The sequence below is a fragment of the Embleya sp. NBC_00896 genome (assembly GCF_045207785.1).
Classification (GTDB): Bacteria; Actinomycetota; Actinomycetes; order Streptomycetales; family Streptomycetaceae; genus Embleya.
This window is the reverse complement of record NZ_CP108777.1, coordinates 1,786,382-1,805,869: the sequence shown is the minus strand read 5'-3', so window position 1 is coordinate 1,805,869 and position 19,488 is coordinate 1,786,382. Positions and strand designations below refer to the sequence as shown.

The 19,488-nt window shown below is 72.3% G+C and carries 17 protein-coding genes and 1 pseudogene; 12 read left to right on the top strand and 6 right to left on the bottom strand.

Translation table 11 applies throughout. The features are described from left to right. Nucleotides 1–33: 33 nt before the first annotated feature. Together OG928_RS41470 and OG928_RS41465 are read right to left on the bottom strand one after the other, a co-directional pair. Nucleotides 34–1,800 (bottom strand): ABC transporter substrate-binding protein, encoded by a 1,767-nt coding sequence (locus tag OG928_RS41470; protein ID WP_331767183.1) that lies wholly within the window; start codon nucleotides 1,798–1,800, stop codon nucleotides 34–36. Nucleotides 1,801–1,870: 70 nt separating this feature from the next. Continuing rightward, entirely contained in the window at nucleotides 1,871–2,875 is a 1,005-nt protein-coding gene (locus OG928_RS41465) for an ABC transporter permease (RefSeq protein ID WP_331767182.1), read from the bottom strand. A gap of 263 nt (nucleotides 2,876–3,138) precedes the next feature. On the opposite strand from OG928_RS41465, the gene OG928_RS41460 reads away from it, so the two are divergent. The 9 genes from OG928_RS41460 (at nucleotide 3,139) to OG928_RS41420 (ending at nucleotide 13,439) form a co-directional block, all read left to right on the top strand. After that, nucleotides 3,139–4,338 (top strand): NAD(P)/FAD-dependent oxidoreductase, encoded by a 1,200-nt coding sequence (locus OG928_RS41460; RefSeq protein ID WP_406292108.1) that lies wholly within the window; start codon nucleotides 3,139–3,141, stop codon nucleotides 4,336–4,338. Then, nucleotides 4,335–4,625, top strand: a complete 291-nt coding sequence (locus OG928_RS41455) for a (2Fe-2S)-binding protein (RefSeq protein ID WP_331767180.1) — start codon at nucleotides 4,335–4,337, stop codon at nucleotides 4,623–4,625. The genes OG928_RS41460 and OG928_RS41455 overlap by 4 nt, the downstream gene beginning before the upstream one ends. Next, complete coding sequence (locus OG928_RS41450) at nucleotides 4,615–6,078, top strand: NAD(P)/FAD-dependent oxidoreductase (RefSeq protein WP_331767179.1); 1,464 nt, start codon at nucleotides 4,615–4,617, stop codon at nucleotides 6,076–6,078. Before OG928_RS41455 ends, OG928_RS41450 begins: the two co-directional genes overlap by 11 nt. 110 nt (nucleotides 6,079–6,188) lie before the next feature. Then, nucleotides 6,189–7,100: a dihydrodipicolinate synthase family protein gene (locus OG928_RS41445; protein WP_331768293.1), complete on the top strand. Its 912-nt coding sequence runs from the start codon at nucleotides 6,189–6,191 to the stop codon at nucleotides 7,098–7,100. A gap of 78 nt (nucleotides 7,101–7,178) precedes the next feature. Next, complete coding sequence (locus OG928_RS41440) at nucleotides 7,179–8,180, top strand: proline racemase family protein (RefSeq protein WP_331767178.1); 1,002 nt, start codon at nucleotides 7,179–7,181, stop codon at nucleotides 8,178–8,180. Continuing rightward, nucleotides 8,177–9,574, top strand: coding sequence for an aldehyde dehydrogenase family protein (locus OG928_RS41435; protein WP_331767177.1), 1,398 nt, complete (start codon nucleotides 8,177–8,179; stop codon nucleotides 9,572–9,574). Before OG928_RS41440 ends, OG928_RS41435 begins: the two co-directional genes overlap by 4 nt. 156 nt (nucleotides 9,575–9,730) lie before the next feature. Continuing rightward, entirely contained in the window at nucleotides 9,731–10,486 is a 756-nt protein-coding gene (locus OG928_RS41430; RefSeq protein WP_331767176.1) for a GntR family transcriptional regulator, read from the top strand. 306 nt (nucleotides 10,487–10,792) lie between these two features. Continuing rightward, nucleotides 10,793–12,061 (top strand): alpha/beta fold hydrolase, encoded by a 1,269-nt coding sequence (locus OG928_RS41425; RefSeq protein ID WP_331767175.1) that lies wholly within the window; start codon nucleotides 10,793–10,795, stop codon nucleotides 12,059–12,061. A 187-nt stretch (nucleotides 12,062–12,248) separates the two neighbouring features. After that, on the top strand, nucleotides 12,249–13,439 hold the full coding sequence (locus tag OG928_RS41420; RefSeq protein ID WP_331767174.1) for a peptidase M6: 1,191 nt from the start codon (nucleotides 12,249–12,251) through the stop codon (nucleotides 13,437–13,439). 28 nt (nucleotides 13,440–13,467) lie between these two features. On the opposite strand, the gene OG928_RS41415 is transcribed toward OG928_RS41420, so the two are convergent. Together OG928_RS41415 and OG928_RS41410 are read right to left on the bottom strand one after the other, a co-directional pair. Further along, a complete protein-coding gene (locus OG928_RS41415; protein ID WP_331767173.1) occupies nucleotides 13,468–13,944 on the bottom strand; it encodes an NUDIX hydrolase in 477 nt (158 codons plus the stop codon). Between the two features lie 82 nt (nucleotides 13,945–14,026). Further along, the gene (locus tag OG928_RS41410; RefSeq protein WP_331767172.1) at nucleotides 14,027–14,476 is read right to left on the bottom strand and encodes a MarR family transcriptional regulator; all 450 of its coding nucleotides are present in this window, start codon (nucleotides 14,474–14,476) and stop codon (nucleotides 14,027–14,029) included. Nucleotides 14,477–14,616: 140 nt separating this feature from the next. Here OG928_RS41410 and gap point away from each other — a divergent pair, with 140 nt between their 5' ends. Both gap and OG928_RS41400 read left to right on the top strand, forming a co-directional pair. Then, complete coding sequence (gene gap, locus OG928_RS41405; RefSeq protein ID WP_331767171.1) at nucleotides 14,617–15,621, top strand: type I glyceraldehyde-3-phosphate dehydrogenase; 1,005 nt, start codon at nucleotides 14,617–14,619, stop codon at nucleotides 15,619–15,621. 16 nt (nucleotides 15,622–15,637) lie between these two features. Then, nucleotides 15,638–15,733: pseudogene (locus OG928_RS41400) on the top strand (IS5/IS1182 family transposase); the annotation flags it as partial. A gap of 54 nt (nucleotides 15,734–15,787) precedes the next feature. On the opposite strand, the gene OG928_RS41395 reads toward OG928_RS41400, so the two are convergent. Then, entirely contained in the window at nucleotides 15,788–16,048 is a 261-nt protein-coding gene (locus OG928_RS41395) for a hypothetical protein (RefSeq protein WP_331767170.1), read from the bottom strand. Between the two features lie 253 nt (nucleotides 16,049–16,301). On the opposite strand from OG928_RS41395, the gene OG928_RS41390 reads away from it, so the two are divergent. Continuing rightward, nucleotides 16,302–17,705: a DUF1254 domain-containing protein gene (locus OG928_RS41390; RefSeq protein WP_331767169.1), complete on the top strand. Its 1,404-nt coding sequence runs from the start codon at nucleotides 16,302–16,304 to the stop codon at nucleotides 17,703–17,705. A gap of 243 nt (nucleotides 17,706–17,948) precedes the next feature. Here the strand turns inward: OG928_RS41390 and OG928_RS41385 are convergent, their stop codons facing one another. Further along, the gene (locus OG928_RS41385) at nucleotides 17,949–19,367 is read right to left on the bottom strand and encodes a hypothetical protein (protein WP_331767168.1); all 1,419 of its coding nucleotides are present in this window, start codon (nucleotides 19,365–19,367) and stop codon (nucleotides 17,949–17,951) included. Between the last annotated feature and the right edge of the window lie 121 nt (nucleotides 19,368–19,488).

The following is a 19,488-nucleotide window of genomic DNA, read 5'->3' as shown; positions in this document are numbered from 1 at the left end:
GGCAGCCGGAGCCGGGGCCGCCCCGCCCGGGGGCTACTTGACCCAGACGTCGATCGGATAGGTCGAGCCGATGAAGCCGACTCGTACGCCGCCCAGACCGGGGCCGTACAGGGTCAGTTGGCGCTTGTACACGAATGGCACGACCGGGGCCTCGGCCATGATCTTCTTCTCCAGGTTCGACCACTCCTTGCCGGCCGCGACGACGTCCGACATCGCGGTGATGCGGTCCATCTCGGTGCTCATCGCCGGGTTGTTGTAGAGGCTGTAGACGGAGCCGTCGTCGATGATCTTGCGGCCGTCGAACTTGGCCGGGAGCACGGTCGCGGCGCTGGGCCAGTCGGCGCCCCAGCCGGCCCAGTACAGGTCGTACTTGTTGTCCGTGCGGCCGATCTCGGTGTAGTAGCTCTTGTCGTTGATCGGCTGCGGGACCACCTTGAAGCCGGCCTGCTGCAGGGCCTGGACGATGGTCACCGAGACCTGTTCCCACAGCGGGGTCTGGTTGTACGCGTAGACGATGGTGGGGTTGGGGGTGCCGGACTCGGCGAGCAGTTGCTTGGCCTTGGCGATGTCACCGGTGTTCGGCACGCCGGCCAGGTCGTAGGGCTCGAAGCCGAGCACCGTCGGACCCATCAGCGTGGTGGCGAACTCGCCGTAGGCGGGGCCGCCCATGATCTGCCGCACCTGCTCCTTGGGGAACGCCGCGATCATGGCCTGGCGTACCTTCGGGTTGGTCAGGCGCCGGTTGTTCATCTCGAAGTACTCGGTGTACGGGGTGGCCGCGTCCGCCGTGCGGGCCTTCAGGTCCGGTGTGGTGAGCACCTGTTGGGCGACCTCGCGGCCGACCACGACGCGGAAGGTCATCGCCGTGCGGTCGCCGCCGTTGGCCGCGATCAACCGCTCGTTGATCTGCTGGTTGGACGCGCCGAACTCGAACTTCCACTGGTCGGGGTAGGCGTGCCGGACCGGGTCGGTGTTCGGGTCCCAGTGCTCGTTGCGGACCATCGTCATGGACTTGTCGATCTCGCGGGCGGAGATCTTGTAGGGACCGCTGGAGAACGGGTGCTTGTCGTACTCCAGTTTGGTGTCCTTGGCGCGCGGCACCGGGGTGCTGGTGTGCATCGCCACCGCGAACGGGAAGTCGCCGCGCGGGGCGGGGAGCGCGAAGGTGATGGTGCGCGCGTCGGGGGTCTTGATCGCGTCCAGTTCACGGCCGCCGTAGGGGCCGTCGTACACCGAGCGGAAGTCGGTGTTGCCCACGAGCCATTCCTGGATCCAGGTCGGGCCGCCGGTGATCTCCTTGGCGAACGAGCGCTCGACGCCGTACTTGACGTCCTGCGCGGTGATCGGCGACCCGTCCTCGTACTTGAGCCCCTCCTTGAGGGTGAAGGTCCAGGTCTTGCCGCCGTCGGGGCTGGTCCCGGTGTCGGTGGCCAGGTCACCCACCAGGGTGGTGTGGTCGCCCTCCTGCTTGTACGAGGTGAGCTGACGGGAGATCAGCAGCTCGGCCGTCTGCTCGTGCGAGACGTAGACGCGCGCCGGGTCCAGGTGGTTGAAGTCGGCGCGCTCCAGGACCGTGGCGGTGCCGCCGGGCTTGGCGCCGGGCAGTGGCTTGGCCGGGCCCTTCGAATCGGCGACGGCGCCGATCGACACGGCGCGGACCTGGGCCTTGGGGGCACCCTTGCCCGGCTCCTTGCTGCCGGAGGTGCCGCCGCCGCCGGAACAGGCGGCCGCGCCGAGGGCGAGGGCGAGCGCGGCGAGCGCGGCTCGGGTGGGGCGAGTGGGTCTACGGCGAGGGTTCATGGTTCCTTCCGAGGGTTGCCGTGCGAGTGCGGTGTGGCGCGGCGACATCGCCGGGCGGGGCGCCAGGGGCTCAGCGGTCGCTCTTGGGATCGAGCGCGTCGCGGACCGAGTCGCCGAACAGGTTGAAGGCGACCACGAAGACGAGCATCGAGATGCCGGGGACGCACATGTAGGTGATGTCGGTCTGGTAGACCTCGGCGCCCTTGAGCAGCATCCGCCCCCAGTCGGGGGTGGGTTCGACCATGCCCACGCCCAGGTACGACAGGGCGGCCTCGGTGGTCACGTAGGTCGGCACCGCCATCGAGGCGCTGACCAGGATCGGTGTGACCAGGTTGGGCAGCAGCTCGCGCAGCACGACGCGGCCGGGCGAGGCGCCGATCACGCGCGCCGCCTCGACGTATTCGCGGTTGCGCAGGGAGAGCACCTGACCGCGCAACAGGCGTGCCACCGAGGCCCAACCGAACGCGGAGAGCACCGCGACGATGACCGCCCCGCGCAGCAGCGGCGACATCTGCTCGCCCGGGTTGGTCAGCAGCGAGGTCACCACCGGGGTGAAGGCGATGAAGAAGAGCGTCGACGGGAAGCTGAGCATCACGTCGATGAATCGGCCCACGAGGTAGTCGGCGCTGCCGCCGAGGTAGCCGGCGGTCACCCCGACCAGCACGCCGAGCACGGTGACGATCGCGACCACGGCCAGCGAGATGAGCAGCGACGTGCGGATGCCGTACAGGAGTTGGGTGAGCACGTCCCGGCCGAGGCCGGGTTCGAGCCCGAGCCAGAACTCGCCGGACATGCCGCCGTTGGGGGCGATGGGGAAGCCGAACTCGTTGAGCAGGCCGGGCCGGTTCTGGCCGTACGTGGTGTAGGGGTCGTGCCCGTACCACCGGGCGAACAGCGGTGCGCCCAGGCCCGCGACGACGAAGACGGCGACGACGCAGGCGGAGACGATCCCGGTGCGGTCGCGCCGGAAGCGACGCCATGCGAGTTGCGAGGGGCGCAGCCCGGTGGGGGCGGTTCCGGCGACGGGCGGAACCTCGTCCACCGGCGGATCCGTGGGGGGCGCGAGCGTGGTCATGGTGGCGGGCCTCTCGGGAGGCGGCGGGGTGGGTGGTGGTGGGGAACTCTGCCCAGGAGCAATCCAATGGTCAAGGTCTGGGCAGTGTCACATTTGAGGTGCGACATTGTATTTACCTTTTCTTTACCTCTCACCTGGGGTTTTATCTTTTCGGCCGTCTTTAGCCTTGATCGAGATCAGGTCTGGCGAACGGCAGAGCAATGTGACATTGTACTGACGTGAACGCAGCTGAAACTTGCGACGTCGTCGTCGTGGGTGCCGGCATGGTCGGCGCCGCCTGCGCCTGGTACGCGGCGAGCGCCGGACTGACCGTCACCGTCATCGACCGAGGCCCCGTCGCCTCGGGCACCACCGGCTCCGGCGAGGGCAACATCCTGGTCTCCGACAAGGAGCCCGGGCCCGAACTGGACCTCGCCCTGCTGTCCCACCGACTGTGGCGCGAGCTGGCCGAGCTGCCGACGGCACCCCGACCGACCACCCACCCACCGGCCGCCGATCGGGCGAGCCCACCCACCCTGGGGGAGGCGATGGAGTACGAGCCCAAGGGCGGCCTCGTGGTCGCCGCCGACCCGCGGCGGCTGAACGCCCTGGCGGCCCTGGCCGCCGCCCAGACCCGCGCGGGCGTCGCCGCGATCCCCGTCGCCCCGGACGAACTCCCGGAGCTGGAACCACACTTGGCGCCTGGACAAGCAGGCGCGATGCACTACCCTCAGGACGCGCAGGTACAACCCGCGCTGGCCGCCGCCCACCTGCTCCGGCTCGCCCGGGGCGCCGGCGCGATCGTCCGCACCAACACCACCGTCGTCGGGATCGACACCGGCCGCGACGGGCGGATCACCGGCGTGCGCACCGACCGGGGGCGCATCCACACCTCCGCGGTGGTCAACGCCGCCGGCACCTGGGGCGGCGAACTGGCCGCACTGGCCGGGGTCCACCTGCCGGTGCTGCCGCGGCGCGGCTTCGTCCTGGTCACCCGGGCGCTGCCGCCACTGGTGCGGCACAAGGTGTACGCGGCGGACTACGTCGCCGACGTGGCCAGCGGCTCGGCCGCGCTCCAGACCTCGGCCGTGGTCGAGGGGACCGGGGCCGGGCCGGTGCTGATCGGCGCCAGCCGCGAACGCGTCGGTTTCGACCGGACGTTGTCCGTGCCGGTGCTGCGCCGGCTCGCCGCGCAGGCCGTGGCGCTGTTCCCGGCGCTGGCCGACGTCGCCGTGCTGCGCGCCTACCACGGCTTCCGCCCGTACCTGCCCGACCACCTGCCCGCGATCGGCGCGGACCCACGCCGGCCGGGCCTGTTCCACGCGTGCGGTCACGAGGGCGCCGGCATCGGCCTGGCGCCCGCCACCGGGCTGCTGGTCGCCCAGGCGCTCACCGGGGCGACCCCGGCGCTCGACCCCACGCCGCTGCGCCCGGACCGCTTTCCCTCCCCCACCGCGACGTCCCTGGAACGGAGCTCCGTGTGAATCCCCGACTCGCCCGGCTGGTTCGGGCCGACCCCGACCCCGCCTTCGATCTCACCCTCGACGGTCGTCCGATCCGGGCCCTGCCCGGGCAGACCCTCGCGGCGGCGCTGTGGTCCGAGGACGTGGTCGCGTGGCGCCGCACCCGCGTCCAGGACGAGGCGCGCGGCGCGTTCTGCGGGATCGGCGTGTGCTTCGACTGCCTGGTCACCGTCAACGGGGTACCCGACCTGCGCGCGTGCCTGGTGCGCGCCCGCCCCGGTGACGAGGTGACCACCCGTGCGGTATGACCTCGCCGTCATCGGCGCCGGACCCGCCGGTCTCGCCGCGGCGGTCCGCGCCGCCGACGGCGGCCTGCGCGTCGCCCTGATCGACGCCGCCCCGGCCGCCGGCGGACAGTTCTACCGGCAGCCCGCACCCGAACTCCGAGCACGCGAAATCCGGGCCCTGCACCACGGTTGGCGGGCGTACGCGTCCTGGTCCACCCGGCTCGGGCGACACGTCGCCGCCGGGCGCGTGCACCACCTCGCGGAGCATCAGGTGTGGACCGTGGCGCGGCCGACGCCGGATCAGGACGCGGCGGGGGAAGGGTCGTTCGCGGTACACGCGGTCACCGGCGAGCGCGGCGACGGCGCCGCCACGGTGCTCGCGCGCGGCGTGGTCCTGGCCACCGGCGCGTACGAGCGGCAGTACCCCTTCCCCGGTTGGACCCTGCCCGGCGTGCTCACCGCCGGCGGCGCGCAGGCCCAGCTCAAGACCGCGCTCACGCTGCCCGGGCGGCGGATCGTGGTGGCCGGCACCGGCCCGCTGCTGCTCAGCGTCGCCGCCGGGCTGGCCTCGGCGGGGGCGGAGGTGGCGGCCGTGGTCGAGGCCGCCGATCCGCTGCGCTACGCCCGTCACTGGCGCGCGCTCGCCGTCAACCCCGGCAAGCTCGCCGAAGGCGCGTCCTACGCCGCCCGGTTGCTGCGCCACCGAGTGCCCGTGTACACCGGGCAGGTCGTGGTCGCCGCGCACGGCACCGACCGGGTGGAGGCGGTGACCGTACGGCGGCTGCGTCGCGACGGCACGCCGGCGCCCGGTGGCGACCGCACCCTGGCCTGCGACACCCTCGCCGTGGGCCACGGCCTCGACCCGCAGCTGGATCTCGGCCTCGCGCTGGGCTGCCCGGTCCGCGCCGACACCGACGGAACCTGGGTGCTCACCGCCGACGCCGAACAACGCACCGGCACCCCCGGCGTGTGGGCGGCCGGCGAGAGCACCGGCGTGGGTGGCGCGCAACTGGCCCTGGCCGAGGGCGAGTCGGCCGGACACTCGGCCGCGCACCGGTTGGGCGAGGACACCTCGCGCGCCTCCTCACCCGCATGGGGCGACGGCGCGCGGTCGCGGCCGGCCGCGCGGGTCGCGCGGCTGCGCGCCTTCGCCGCCGCGCTCCTCGACGTGCACCGCGAGCCCGCCGGCTGGATCGCCCGACTCGCCGACGACACGGTGATCTGCCGCTGCGAGGAGGTTCCCTACGCCGCCGTCCGCGCGGCCGGCGAGGACCTCGGGGCGGGTGACCCGCGCTCGCTCAAGCTGCTCACCCGGGTCGGGATGGGCTGGTGCCAGGGCCGGATGTGCGGCCCCGCCGTGCAGGGCCTGGCCGCCCACCTCGCCGACGGCCAGGCCCCGCCTCCCCCGACCCGCCCGCTGGCCTGCCCGGTGCCGCTGCGCCTGCTCGCCGAAGGCGCCGACGGCGCCCGATGACCATCCCCGAAGACCGCACCACCGCCTCGATCCACCTCACCACCGAGACCCACCTCACCACCGACATCGACATCGACATCGACGTCGACATCGAAATCCAAGGAGTCCCCATGCCCGGCCCGATCCCCACCGACCGCACCCTCCACCCGTGGCGCGGCCTGATGGTCGCCACCACCCTGCCGCTGCGCGCGGACCTGAGCATTGACTACGACGCCTTCGCCGACCACGTGCGCCACCTCGTCGACGCGGGCTGCGACGGCGTGGTGCCCAACGGTTCCCTGGGCGAGTACCAGGTCCTGACCGCCGAGGAGCGCGCCCGCGTGGTCCGCGTCGCGGTCGAGGCCGTGGGCGGCGACCGGGTGATGCCCGGCGTCGCCGCGTACGGCTCGGCCGAGGCCCGCCGCTGGACCGAGCAGGCGGCGGAGGCCGGCGCCAAGGCGGTCATGCTGCTGCCGCCGAACGCCTACCGCGCCGACGAGGACGAGGTGCACGCGCACTATGCCGACGTGGCCGCGGTCGGCCTGCCGATCGTCGCGTACAACAACCCGTTCGACACCCGGGTCGACCTGACCCCCGAGCTGCTGGCGAAGCTGCACGCCGACGGTCACATCGTCGGCGTCAAGGAGTTCAGCGGCGACACCCGGCGCGCCTATCGGATCGCCGAACTGGCCCCCGATCTCGACCTGTTGGCCGGCGCCGACGACGTGCTCCTGGAACTGGCCGTGGCCGGCGCCAAGGGCTGGATCGGCGGCTTCCTCAACGTCCTGCCCAACTCCTGCGTCGAGCTGTACCACGCCGCCGTCGCCGGCGACCTGACCCGGGCGCGGGAGCTGTACGACATCCTGCACCCGCTGCTGCGCTGGGACACCCGCACCGAGTTCGTCCAGGCGATCAAGCTGTCGATGGACGTGGTCGGCAAGCCCGGCGGCCCCTGCCGACCGCCGCGCCTGCCGCTGAACGCCGAGACGCGGGAGATCGTCCGCCTGGCGACCGAGCGGGCCGTCGCGGCCGGGCTGAGCTGACCGGACCCGACCCCGCGCACCCGACGCATCGTCAATTCCCGTAAGCCCCAACCACGTTCCCGGACAGGAGGCCGACACATGCGCAGCCGCCGCGTCATCCACGCCGTCGACTCACACACCGAGGGCATGCCCACGCGCGTCGTCACCGGCGGCATCGGTACGATCCCCGGCGCCACGATGGCGGAGCGCCGCGCCCATTTCGTCGAACACCTCGACCACCTGCGCATGTTGCTCATGTACGAGCCGCGCGGACACGCCGCGATGAGCGGCGCGATCCTGCAACCGCCCACCCGGCCGGACGCCGACCACGGCGTGTTGTTCGTCGAGGTCTCCGGCTGCCTGCCGATGTGCGGACACGGCACCATCGGCGTGGCCACCGTGCTCGTGGAGACCGGCATGGTGACGGTCACCGAGCCGGTCACCACGATCCGCCTGGACACGCCGGCCGGCCTGATCGTCGCCGACGTCGCCGTCACGGAGGGCGCCGCCCGGTCGGTGACCCTGCGCAACGTGCCCTCCTACACCGTCGGCCTGGAGCGCGAGGTGACCGTGCCGGGACTCGGCACGGTCACCTACGACCTCGCCTACGGCGGCAACTTCTACGCCATCCTGCCCATCGACCGGATCGGCCTGCCCTTCGATCGCGCCGCCAAGACCGACATCCTGCGGGTCTCGCTCGACCTGATGGACGCGATCGACGCCCACGACCGACCCGTGCATCCCGAGCGGCCCGACATCGCCGGATGCCACCACGTACAACTCCTCGCACCCGGCTCCGACGCCCGGCACTCCCAGCACGCGATGGCGATCCGGCCCGGCTGGTTCGACCGCTCCCCCTGCGGCACCGGCACCAGCGCGCGGATGGCCCAGCTGCACACGCGCGGCGAGCTTCCGCTGGACCGCGACTTCGTCAACACCTCCTTCCTGGGCACCTCCTTCACCGGACGCCTGATCGAGGAGACCACCGTGGCGGGCCGGCCGGCCGTGCTGCCCACGATCACCGGGCGCGCCTGGATCACCGGAACCGCCCAGTACCTGCTCGACCCCACCGACCCCTTCCCGAAGGGCTTCCTGCTGTGACCACCACCTCCGCCGCGCCTCCCGTGCGCAGCCACAACCCCGCCGACCCCGGTGAGCTGGTCGCCGAGGCCCCGGCGGTGCTGCCCGCCGACGTGCACCGTGCCGCCGAACGCGCCCGCGCCGCCCAGCGGGGCTGGGTGACGGCCGGGGCCTCGGCCCGCTGCGCCGCGCTCGGCGCCGCCGCCGACCGACTCGCCGACGCCGCCGGCGAACTCGCCGACCTGATCGTGCGCGAGGTCGGGAAGCCGATCACCGAGGCGCGCGGCGAGGTCGCCCGCGCGGTCGCGATCCTGCGCTACAACGCGCAGCAGGTGTACGACCCGGTCGGCTCCGTGCACGAGCCCGCCGCCGGCCCCGGCCTGCTGCTGACCCGTCGTTGTCCGTACGGCCTGGCCGGGCTGGTCACGCCGTGGAACTTCCCCCTGGCGATCCCGCTCTGGAAGGCCGCGCCCGCCCTGGCCACCGGCAACGCGGTACTGCTCAAGCCCGCCCCCCAGGCGCTCGGCTGCGCGCTGCGGCTGGCCGAACTGCTCGACGCGGTGCTGCCGGCCGGTGTGTTCACCGTGCTGCCGGGCGAGGCGGCCACCGGGGCGGCCGTGGTCGAGGCCGCCGACGTGGTCTCCTTCACCGGTTCGACCGCCGTGGGCCTGGACGTGGTCCGCGCGGCCACCGCTCGGGGGGTTCCCGTCCAGGCCGAGATGGGCGGCTGCAACGCCGCGCTGGTGCTGCCCGACGCCGACGTGCAGACCACCGCGGCCCAGCTGATCGGGGCGGCGTTCGGCTACGCCGGCCAGAAGTGCACGGCCACCCGGCGGATCATCGTGGTGGGCGACCCCGATCCGCTGCGCGCGGCGCTGGACGCCGCCGCCCGGGCGCTGCCGGTGGGTGACCCCACCGACGCCGCGACGGTGTGCGGGCCGGTGGTCACCGAGGCGGCCCGCGACCGGGTCCGCGCCGCGCTCGACTCCGCGGCGGCGGCCGGCGGCCGGGTGTTGACCACGAGTCGGGCGTACGACGGCGCGGGGTGGTTCGCCACCCCGACCATCCTGGAGCAGGTGCCGGCCGGCCACGCCACGCTCCGCGAGGAGATCTTCGGCCCCGTCGCGGTGCTTCAACGCGCGGCCGACCTGGACGAGGCCATCGCGCTCGCGCGCGACGTGCCGCACGGCCTGGTCGCGTCGGTGCACACCCGCGATCTGGACGCCGCGCTCGCCGTCGTCGACCGGATCGACACCGGCCTGGTCAAGGTCAACGCGCCCACCACCGGCGTCGACTTCCACCTGCCCTTCGGCGGCACGAAGGCTTCCAGCCACGGGCCGCGCGAACAGGGCCGCGCCGCGGCGGACTTCTACACCGCCACCCGCACCGTGAGCCTGCTGCCGGCGAGTCCGTAGCGCGTCGGAACGTCGCGACGTCGGGGCGTCCGGACGTCGGGGCGTCTGGACGTCGGCAAAAACCGAGAGGCGGTGGGCACGATGACAGCTAGACTGTAACATTGCACATTGTACAGTTATTCGGGGCGCATTCGACCCCGAGGGAGGACACACCCGATGAGAGCGCACGCCGAAGTGCCGGCCGGGCCGACCGGGCAGAGCGAGCCCACCGCTCCTGCGGCGAACCCGCCGGAGCGGTCGCTGGACCTGCCGTTCGTGCGGGAGCGCCGAAGCCTGCGCGACCAGGTGACGCACGCCCTGCGCGCCGCCCTCATCGCCGGCGAACTGCGCCCCGACGTCATCTATTCGGCGCCCAGCCTGGCCGCCCAGTTCCGCGTCTCGGCCACCCCCGTGCGCGAGGCGATGCTCGACCTGGTCAAGGAAGGACTGGTCGAGGTCGTCCGCAACAAGGGCTTCCGGGTGACCGCGCTGTCCGGCCGGGACCTCGACGAGTACACCGAGATCCGGTCGATGATCGAGATCCCGGTGATCGTGCGCCTGGCCGATACCGCCGACCACGCCGCGATCGAAGCGCTGCGCCCGGTGGCCGCCGCGATCGTGGCCGCCGCGGAGCGGCGCGACCTGATCGGCTACCTGGAGTCCGACCGACAGTTCCACCTCGGACTCCTCGAACTGGGCGGCAATCAGCGCCTGGTCGAGGTCGTCGGCGACCTGCGCAAGCGCTCGCGCCTGTACGGGCTCAACCACCTCGCCGCACGCGGCGCGCTGGTGGCCTCGGCGCGGGAACACGAGGAGATCCTCGACCTGTTGATCGCCGGGGACGGAGAGGGTGTTCGTCGAGCGATGAGCGAACACCTCGGCCACATCCGCTCGCTCTGGTCCGATCCGGCGCGCGAGTCCGCACCGGAGTGAGGCCGCGTCGCCGGGGCCGGGGCCGGAAACGGGCACCGGCTCCCGGCCACGGCACCGGCCGCTGAACCAGCGACCGACGCGCCGACGCGGATTCGTCGACCCCGGGCGCGCGGGCGCACCGTCGCCCGGTCGTCCGGTCGTCCGGTCGTCCGGTCGTCCGGTCGTCCGGTCACGCGGGCGGCGGCACTTCGGATTCACCGCGACCGGGCCGTCCCACCGCCACACCCGGACGCGGCTCCTCGGCGCGCCCCGATTTCGCAGCAGCCCGCTTCGCCGACGCCACCGGCGACCCCAGGAAGGCACCGCATGAGCTACCGATACGCGATCACCGACCACGTGTTCGACCTGCCCCTGGACCATCACGATCCGGGCGGCCCCCGCATCGACGTCTTCGCCCGCGAGGTCGTCGACCCGGCCCGCGCCGCGGAGCGGTTGCCCTGGCTGCTGTACCTCCAGGGCGGGCCGGGAGGCAAGTCGCCTCGACCCACCGCGAGCACGCCCGGCTGGCTGCGGCACGCGACCAAGACCCACCGCGTACTGCTCCTCGACCAGCGGGGCACCGGACGCAGCACGCCCTTGACCGCCCGCATCGCCGGCCGTTTCCCGTCGGCCGACGAACTGGCCCGCCATCTCTCGTACTTCCGGGCCGACTCGATCGTGGCGGACGCCGAGGCGATCCGGCGGAGCCTCTGCGGCGACGAGCCGTGGGAGACGCTCGGCCAGAGCTACGGCGGCTTCCTGACGCTCACTTACCTGTCCGATGCCCCCGAAGGGCTGCGAGGCTGCTACATCACCGGCGGCCTGCCCGGCCTGTCCGCCACCGCCGACGACGTGTACGCGCGGACCTACCCTCGGATCCGGGACAAGAACGCCGAGTACCACGACCGCTATCCGGACGACGTCGCCCGGCTGCGGCGGATCGCCGACACGGTCGCCACGGGTCGGGTGCGGTTGCCCGACGGGGACCTTCTGACGGTGCGCCGACTGCGCGCCCTCGGCCAGGTCTTCGGCATGGGGGACGGCTTCGAACGCGTGCACTGGTTGCTCGACGAGGCCCTCGACGCGCGGTCCGGCGAGCTGTCGGACACCTTCCTCCTCCAGGTGACGAACCTGACCGGGTTCGTCGACAACCCGCTGTACGCGGTGCTCCAGGAGTCCATCTACGCCCAGGGGGACGGACCCACCCGATGGGCCGCCGAACGGGCCCTGTCCGCCTTCCCCGAGTTCGCCGAGGACGCGGACCCACTGCTGCTCACCGGCGAGACGATCCACCCCTGGATGTTCGACGAGATCGCGGGTCTGCGTCCGTTCGCCGAGGCCGCCCGGCTCCTCGCCGAACGGACGGACTGGCCGCGGCTGTACGACCCCGAGCGGCTGGCCGCCAACCGCGTCCCGGTGACCGCGGCCGTCTACCACGACGACATGTACGTCGACTCCGGACTCTCCCTGCGGACCGCCCGCGAAGTCGGCGCCGTACGGACCTGGGTCACCAACGAGTGGGAGCACGACGGGGTCGCCGCCTCCGGGGACGCCGTCCTGGCCCGCCTGATGGAGATGGCCGCCGGCCGGGCCTGATCCCGCGCCCGCGCTCCGCGCCCCATAACACCCGCACACCACACGGTACTTGCGCCGCCCGGCGTCGCGTCGCGCTGCCCTGCGCGACCCCGCCTTGCCCTGTTCTGCCTCGTTCTGCTCTGCCTCGCCCCGCCCTGTTCTGTCTTGCCCTGCCCTGCCCTGCCTTGCCCTGCCGAAGGAGCGACACATGCCCGCCTCCATCCGCACCATCAGATCGCTGGCTCTGGCCCTGGTCCTACTCGCCCCGTTCGCCGCGTCCGCCTCGGCAGCCGCCGCGCCGGCGCGTCCCGCCGACCCCGCCGGCGACTGCGCGCTCGCGGGCGGTACCGGTTGGACCGACGAGGGCCACGACACCGACCAAAGCCTGTTTCAGCGACCGGTCGGCAAGATCCGGGTCGGCATGCTGTTCGTCGACTTCCCGGACGCCCCCGCCGTGGGCGAACCGTCCGAGTACCGCGACTTCCTCCAGCCGGCCGCCCGATGGTTGTCGGACGCCTCGTACGGGACGACCCGGCTCGACATCGAGCCGGTCGGCGGCTGGCTGCGGATGCCGCAGCCCTCGACCGACTACGGCTTCGACCGCGGCATCACCTTCGAACAGCACGAGCTCTACGTCCGCCAGGCCGTCGCGGCGGCCGGCCGGAAGGCGAACCTGGCCCGGTTCGACATGCTCTACATAGTGCCCACCAAGAGCGCCGCCGCGATCAAGTTCTCCCCCACGTACATCGCCGACCCCGCCACGGACGGGGTGATCGTCAACGGCAAGCGCCTGAAGTGGGCGGTCACCTTCGGCCAGGACATGTACCGCTGGGGCTTCAAGGTCGCCAACCACGAGACAGGGCACACGTTCGGGCTGCCCGACCTGTACGCGTTCTCCGGCGGCGACGTGCACCCCTATGTCGGCGGCTGGGATGTGATGGGCAACATCGCCGGCCGCTCCCCGCAGCAACTCGCTTGGGAGAGTTGGAAGATGCGGTGGATCAGCGACCGGCAGGTCGCCTGTCTGGCCGCGCCCGGCAGCCGGTCGGTGCGACTGAAGGCCGTCGAGGTCCCCGGTGGAACCAAGATGGCGGTCATCCGTACCGGCCCGACCACGGCCTATGTCGCCGAGTCCCGCCGGGCCACGGGACTGGACCCGAACCCCTGCTCTACCGGTGTACTGATCTACCGCGTCGACTCGGCCGTGCAGACCGGCGAGGGACCGGTGCGCGTGCAGGACGCCCGGCCCGCCACCGAACCTCCCACCGGCTGCGGCCCCCTCGACGACGCCGCCTACCGGCCCGGCGAAACCTTCGACGACCCGGCGACGGGCGTCCGCATCCGCGTCGACAGCGGCGACACCCTGACCGACACCATCTCGATCACGAAGCGCTCCTGAGGTTTCCCGCGCGGTGTCGGGCCGGGAGTCAGCGCGGGGCGCCGCGTTCCAGGTACAGGGTGTGCCCCAGCGGCGTCCCCGCGGTCAACGCGAGCCGGGTCCGGTCGAGCACCTCGCCGTCCAGCCGCCAATGCAGGTGGGCGGCGGAGGTCAGGGTCCAGTCGACGTGCCTGGACGGGTCCAGCGGCAGCACTTCGGACTCGTCGTCGAAGCCGGGGTGCGTACCCGCGTCGAAGACGTACACGAGCGTGTCCCACTCCTCGCCCGGCACCCAGTCGACGACCAGCAGGTCGCCGACGCGCGGGTCGAGCCCCAACTCCTCCCGCACCGCGCGCACACACGCCTCGGCCGGCGACTCCCCGGCCCGCAAGTACCCGCCGGGGACCTCCCAGCCGGGGCGGTCGACCGGTTCGACCAACAGGACGTCGCCGTTGCCCGCGAACAGCAACGCCTGCACGACCACACGCGGTGATCGGGGCGCGGCGTCGATCGCTTCGATGATCACATCGCCACCGTAACGACCGCCACGCCACGAACACCCGTACGCCGGGCCCGTGTCACCGAAACGGCCGCAACCCTACGACGTCCTAGGACAAGCCGCGGCCGAGTTCCGCGAGGCGGGTCATGGCGGGCAGCGCGTTGGCGATCGCCTGTCGCTCCTCGGTGGTCAGCCGGGCGATGAGCGGCGTCAGGTGGCGCATCCGGTCGTCGTGGCGTGATCGGCCGATCCGGCGGCCGGCCTCGGTGATGTGGACGAGGACGGCGCGTCCGTCGCTCGGGTCGGGGCGGCGCTCCACCAGTCCGTCGCGCTCCAGTCGGGTGACCAACTGGGTGAGGCCGGGCTGGCTGACCTGCTCGGTCTTGGTCAGGTCGGTCAGTCGCATCGGGCCACCACTGCTCGCGAGGGTGTCCAGCACCGACAGCGTCGTGAACGACAGCTTCTCCAGCACCGGGAGCCGGATGTAGAAGCGGTTGAAGTTCTCGATCGCCGTGGCGAAGGCGTCCGCGTCCAGGTCGTCGTTCGGGGTGTCGTCCACATCGGAAATGTATCGCACGCTTATTTAAGGTGACTATATTGCCTACTTATTTAAGTTGCTTATGATGTTGCCGTGGACGCCCCGCGAGCCGCTGTGCGTACGGGGCGCGCCACATCTCGTCGGCGCCAGGAGAGGCAACCATGACAGTGCGTATCGGCATCAACGGATTCGGGCGAATCGGCCGCAACGTCTTCCGCGCGGCGGCCGCGCGGGGCGCGGACGTGGAGATCGTCGCGCTCAACGACCTCGGCGACGTGGCGACCATGGCCCATCTGCTGGCCCACGACTCGATCCTGGGCCGCTTCCCCGGCGAGATCATCGCCGAGCCCGGCGCGATCCGGGTCGGCGACACCACCGTCACGGTCCTGGCCGAACGCGACCCCGCCGACCTGCCGTGGGGGGATCTGGGCGTGGACGTGGTCATCGAGTCCACCGGCGTCTTCACCCATGCCGCCAAGGCCCGCGCGCACGTCGACGGCGGCGCGAAGAAGGTCGTCATCGCCGCCCCGGCCGACGGGGAGGACGTCACGATCGTGCTCGGCGTGAACCAGGACGCCTACGACCCGGAGCGCCACACGATCGTCTCCAACGCCTCGTGCACCACCAACTGCCTCGGCGTACTGGCCAAGGTGCTGCACGACGCCGTCGGCATCGAATCCGGCATGATGACCACCGTCCACGCCTACACCCAGGACCAGAACCTCCAGGACGCCCCACACAAGGACCTGCGCCGCGCCCGCGCCGCGGCCCTCAACATCGTGCCCACCTCCAGCGGCGCCGCCGAGGCCATCGGCCTGGTCCTGCCCGAACTCCGGGGCCGCCTCGACGCCTTCGCCCTGCGGGTGCCCGTCCCCACCGGCTCGGTGACCGACCTGACCGTCACCACCGGCCGCCGCACCACCGTGCAGGAGGTCAAGGACGCCTACGCCCGGGCCGCCGCCGGTCCCTACCGCGGCCTGCTGTCCTACACCGAGGCACCCATCGTCAGCACGGACATCGTCAACAACCCGGCCTCGTGCGTCTTCGACGCCGAACTCACCCGCGTGGTCGGCCCACAGGTCAAGGTCGTCGGCTGGTACGACAACGAGTGGGGCTACGCCAACCGCCTCCTCGACCTGACCCTCCTGATCGGCGACACCCTCTAGGCGGGTCCGGAATGAGCTGACGGACGAGGCATGGGGGCGGATCGAGCCGTTGCCGCCGCGGCAGCGGATGGGCAGGTCGTGCCGGGACCGGCGGCAGGTGGTCGACGCGATCTCGGTCGCGGGGACTGGATCGACCAGTGGAACGGGCGGATGGGGCTCGGTCGGCTCAGCGGCGGTGTACGGCGATCAGGAGAGTGGTCCAGGCCGTCAGGGCCAGGCCGGCGCAGATGGCGGCGGCGGCGATCCAGAGGGCGCGGGCGTCGGCCGCGTCGGTGTCGGCGGCCACCGCGAACAGGGTGCCGGCCACGATGAAGACCGGGAGTGCGATCCCGGACCGGACCAGGAGCCCGCCGAGCGCGCTCCGCGCGGTGTGCGGCTCGCCGTCGGGGCGTTGCCTCGGCGGGGGTCGGGCTGCTGAGACGTTCATGCCCGGCTCCTACCCGGGACTCCTTCGAACACGCTCCGGACGCCGTTCGAGGGGACCTCCGCGCGGCGCCCCGCCCCGACCCGGTCGCCGCCGCAGGGCCCGCCATGTGGACGCATGGTCACCGTGCGCCCCTGCACCCCGTACGCCCTGGGCGGCGGCCCCCACGAAGCCGGCCCTCGCCGAGGCCGGGCCGTCGCCACCCACCCGGCCGACCCCGGATGCGGCCGTTCCCACCCCCGCATACGGTCGGTTGATGACTGTGAACGCGGGGCTTCCGGGGCGTCTGGGCTCGGTGCGCATGGCCGGGGAGTTGCCCGCGCGCGACGATCTGCCCGTCATCTTCGACGAGCTCGACTACCAGATGGCCGCCCAGCTCTACCTCTGGTCGCTGCCCCTGGTGTCCTACGCGCATTGGCAGCATGTACACGCCGAGACGTTCGGGGCCGGGCCCTACGACCTCGTGCACTACCTCTCCTATCGGGATCGGCTCGGCCTGATCACGGCCAACGCGACCACCCCGTACGTACTCAACTTCATCGACCTGAGCGTCACCGGCCCGCTCGTGATCGAGCTGCCCGCCGGTCCGACCGCCGGCGGGGTCTCGGACTTCTGGCAGCGTGACATCGGTGTCATCGGCGAGATGGGTCCCGACCAGGGCCGGGGCGGGCGCTACCTGATCGTGCCGCCCGGTGGGCAACCGCCCGAGAACACCGATGGACACCGCGTCCTCACCTCCTCCGGAATGAACATCATGTTCGGGTTCCGCACCCTGGACCCGGATCAGGAGCGCTCCCAAGCCCTCGTCGACGCCGTCCGCATCCACCCGTTCGGCAAGCGCGACACCACCCCGCCGACCCGGATCGTCTCCCCCGCCGGCCACCCGTGGTCCGGCACGCAGCCGCGCGGGTTGCAGTACTGGGAGCGCCTCCACAACATCTACCAGCGCGAGATCGTCGACGAGCGCGACCGCTTCTTCCTCGCGATGCTGCGCCAACTCGGGATCGCCAAGGACGCCCCGTTCGCCCCCGACGAACGGCTCTCCCGGATCCTGAGCCACGGCGCGGCCGCCGGTGAACTGATGGCGCAGGCGAACTCGTTCGCCAAGCGGTTCGAGGGCTCCCGGTGGTGGCCCGACCGGCAGTGGGACCTGGTTTCGATGCTGGACCGGTCGGACCAGCGCGGCCCGTACTACGACCAACTCCTCGAACGCGCCGCCTGGTTCTACGAGGCGGTGAGCTTCTCCGCCGCGATGAAGAGCCGAACCCCGGGGCTCGGCCAGGCGTACCTGGCCTCGTATACGGACGCGAACGGCGACTGGCTCGCCGGCGACCGCGCGTACACGCTGCACGTGCCCGCCGACCCGCCGGCGAAGCTGTTCTGGTCCGCGACGGTGTACGACGTCGCGAGCCGCTGCCTGATCGACAACCCGCAGGGCTGCGGCGCCCGGGGTTCCCGCGACCCGGACCTGCGCTACAACGACGACGGTTCGGTCGACCTGTACTTCGGCCCGGACGCGCCGGCGAGCGGGGAGTCCAACTGGGTACAGACCCTCGCCGGGTACCACTGGTTCGCCTATTTCCGGTTCTACGGCCCCTTGGAGTCGTACTTCGACCGCAGTTGGAAACTCGGCGACATCGAACCGGCCCGACCGGCCTGACGAACCCGACCGACTCGACCGACTCGACCGACTCCGACCTTCACCCACCCCTCAGGACCGGGCGGAATCCCCTCGACGAGCGGCACAGATAGTCGCGGGCCGACCCGCTGTCGACGAGGGCGGCGGATTGACCGGATCGAGGGCATGGTCCTGTTCGCGAAACTCGCCAACGATCCCGAGGTACTGCGCGAACTGTGGCCACACACACCCGCATGCCGATCGGCGCGGCCGCCGCTTGACCGCCTAAAGGCCCGCCTTGGCCACGATGAATTCCATCGCCGCGACCGGCAGGGCCGCACGACCGGCCAAGCGCGCGACGACTTCCGGGTCCGGATCGGCCAGGAGTTCGAGTACGCGCGCGTCCGGGAGCCGGGACGTCGCGGCGGCGCAGGCCCGTACGACGGGCTCGGGGTCGTGGCTCAGCAGCTCGACCAGGGCGGGCGGGCTCTGCCGGCTCATGGCCGCGAGGCTCCGCAGATACCGCACGCGCGACCCGGCGAAGCGGCGCAGGACCTCCTGCGGGAAGCGCCGATGGTGGACCTGCGGCCCGGAAGGTCCCTTCCGCAGCGGCGGAACCCGGCCGACCAGAGCCCCGGTCGGCGCGTCCGGGTGATGCGTGGCCAGGATCCGACGGACGTGGAAGTCCTCGTCGACCGCGAGCCGCGCCACCGCGTCCGCGGGCAACGCGGGGCTGTGCGCGATGCCGCGTCGGAAGGCGGGGTGTGGGCTGTCGAGGTACCGCACGAGCAGGTCGACGTCGTCGAGCCGGTCCAGGAGCCAGTCCACCATGAACAGGGCTTCCGGCGCCCACGGCCGGATCGCGGCGGACTCCTCGGGCCGGACGTCGGGCCGCGTCGCCACTGCCATGCGCACCCGGTCCTCGGCGTCCTCGGCGAGGGCGGCCCGCCGGCCGACGGGCAGGGTCGGGTTGGCCGCGACGGCGGCCCGAATGCGGGGATCCGCGTGTGTGGCGAATTCCTCGACCTCGTCGGGGTCCAGCGGCGTCACGGCCACGAACCTCGGGGCACTCCGCGGGTCGGCGAGCAGCGCACGGCGCACCTCGGCGGACGGGCGATGGCCCGGCACGTGCAGCGCGAGATCGCGCCGCATGTCGTCGTCCCCGTCCGCGAGCAACCGGGCCCGCGCGGCCTCCGGGAGTGTCCCCCACCGGTACAGCAGGCCCATGCGGACCCGACGGTCGCGGTCGCCGGCCAGCTCCGTCGTGAGGTCGTCCGGGAGCGACTCGACCCCCGCGAGGGTTGCGCGCACGGCCGGATCGGGGTCCGCCGCCAGGCGCACGTATACGGCGCGAGGCAGCTCGGGAGGCACCTCGATCGTGCCGTGCCGAACGGCGACGCATTCGCTCCGCAACGTCGGATCCGGATCGGTGTGCAGGGCCACGCGTACCTCGACGCCCCAGGAGGGGTTGTCCAGAAGAGCTTCCCGAACCTCGCGATCGGCGTGCCCAAGCAGCCGACGCATTAGCCTTTCGGGCAGATCGGGTCGCTTGCCCAGGAACAACAGAGCGAGCCCGTCCCGACTCTCGGCCAACCGCCACAACAACACGTCCGGCGTGCCCGGATTACCCGCGAGCATCGCGGCCACCCGCCCCCACACGGCATCGGTGTGCTCGGCAAACCGCCAGTTCGTATCGGAACGCATCGCGCCCCGACGATACCGAACCACACCGAACCCGACCGCCGCTCGAAAGCAAACCCACCGGCGCTTGAGGACAAAGCTTCTCAGCCCGTCCGGCGCTTGAGGACAAAGCTTCTCAGCCCGT

What these genes read in the sequence shown, in the direction of transcription:
- OG928_RS41470 (WP_331767183.1), bottom strand. Translation starts at nt 1,800, where the DNA reads ATGAACCCTCGCCGTAGACCCACTCGCCCCACCCGAGCCGCGCTCGCC.
- OG928_RS41465 (WP_331767182.1), bottom strand. Translation starts at nt 2,875, where the DNA reads ATGACCACGCTCGCGCCCCCCACGGATCCGCCGGTGGACGAGGTTCCG.
- OG928_RS41460 (WP_406292108.1), top strand. Translation starts at nt 3,139, where the DNA reads ATGGTCGGCGCCGCCTGCGCCTGGTACGCGGCGAGCGCCGGACTGACC.
- OG928_RS41445 (WP_331768293.1), top strand. Translation starts at nt 6,189, where the DNA reads ATGCCCGGCCCGATCCCCACCGACCGCACCCTCCACCCGTGGCGCGGC.
- OG928_RS41440 (WP_331767178.1), top strand. Translation starts at nt 7,179, where the DNA reads ATGCGCAGCCGCCGCGTCATCCACGCCGTCGACTCACACACCGAGGGC.
- OG928_RS41430 (WP_331767176.1), top strand. Translation starts at nt 9,731, where the DNA reads ATGAGAGCGCACGCCGAAGTGCCGGCCGGGCCGACCGGGCAGAGCGAG.
- OG928_RS41425 (WP_331767175.1), top strand. Translation starts at nt 10,793, where the DNA reads ATGAGCTACCGATACGCGATCACCGACCACGTGTTCGACCTGCCCCTG.
- OG928_RS41420 (WP_331767174.1), top strand. Translation starts at nt 12,249, where the DNA reads ATGCCCGCCTCCATCCGCACCATCAGATCGCTGGCTCTGGCCCTGGTC.
- gap (WP_331767171.1), top strand. Translation starts at nt 14,617, where the DNA reads ATGACAGTGCGTATCGGCATCAACGGATTCGGGCGAATCGGCCGCAAC.
- OG928_RS41395 (WP_331767170.1), bottom strand. Translation starts at nt 16,048, where the DNA reads ATGAACGTCTCAGCAGCCCGACCCCCGCCGAGGCAACGCCCCGACGGC.
- OG928_RS41390 (WP_331767169.1), top strand. Translation starts at nt 16,302, where the DNA reads ATGACTGTGAACGCGGGGCTTCCGGGGCGTCTGGGCTCGGTGCGCATG.
- OG928_RS41385 (WP_331767168.1), bottom strand. Translation starts at nt 19,367, where the DNA reads ATGCGTTCCGATACGAACTGGCGGTTTGCCGAGCACACCGATGCCGTG.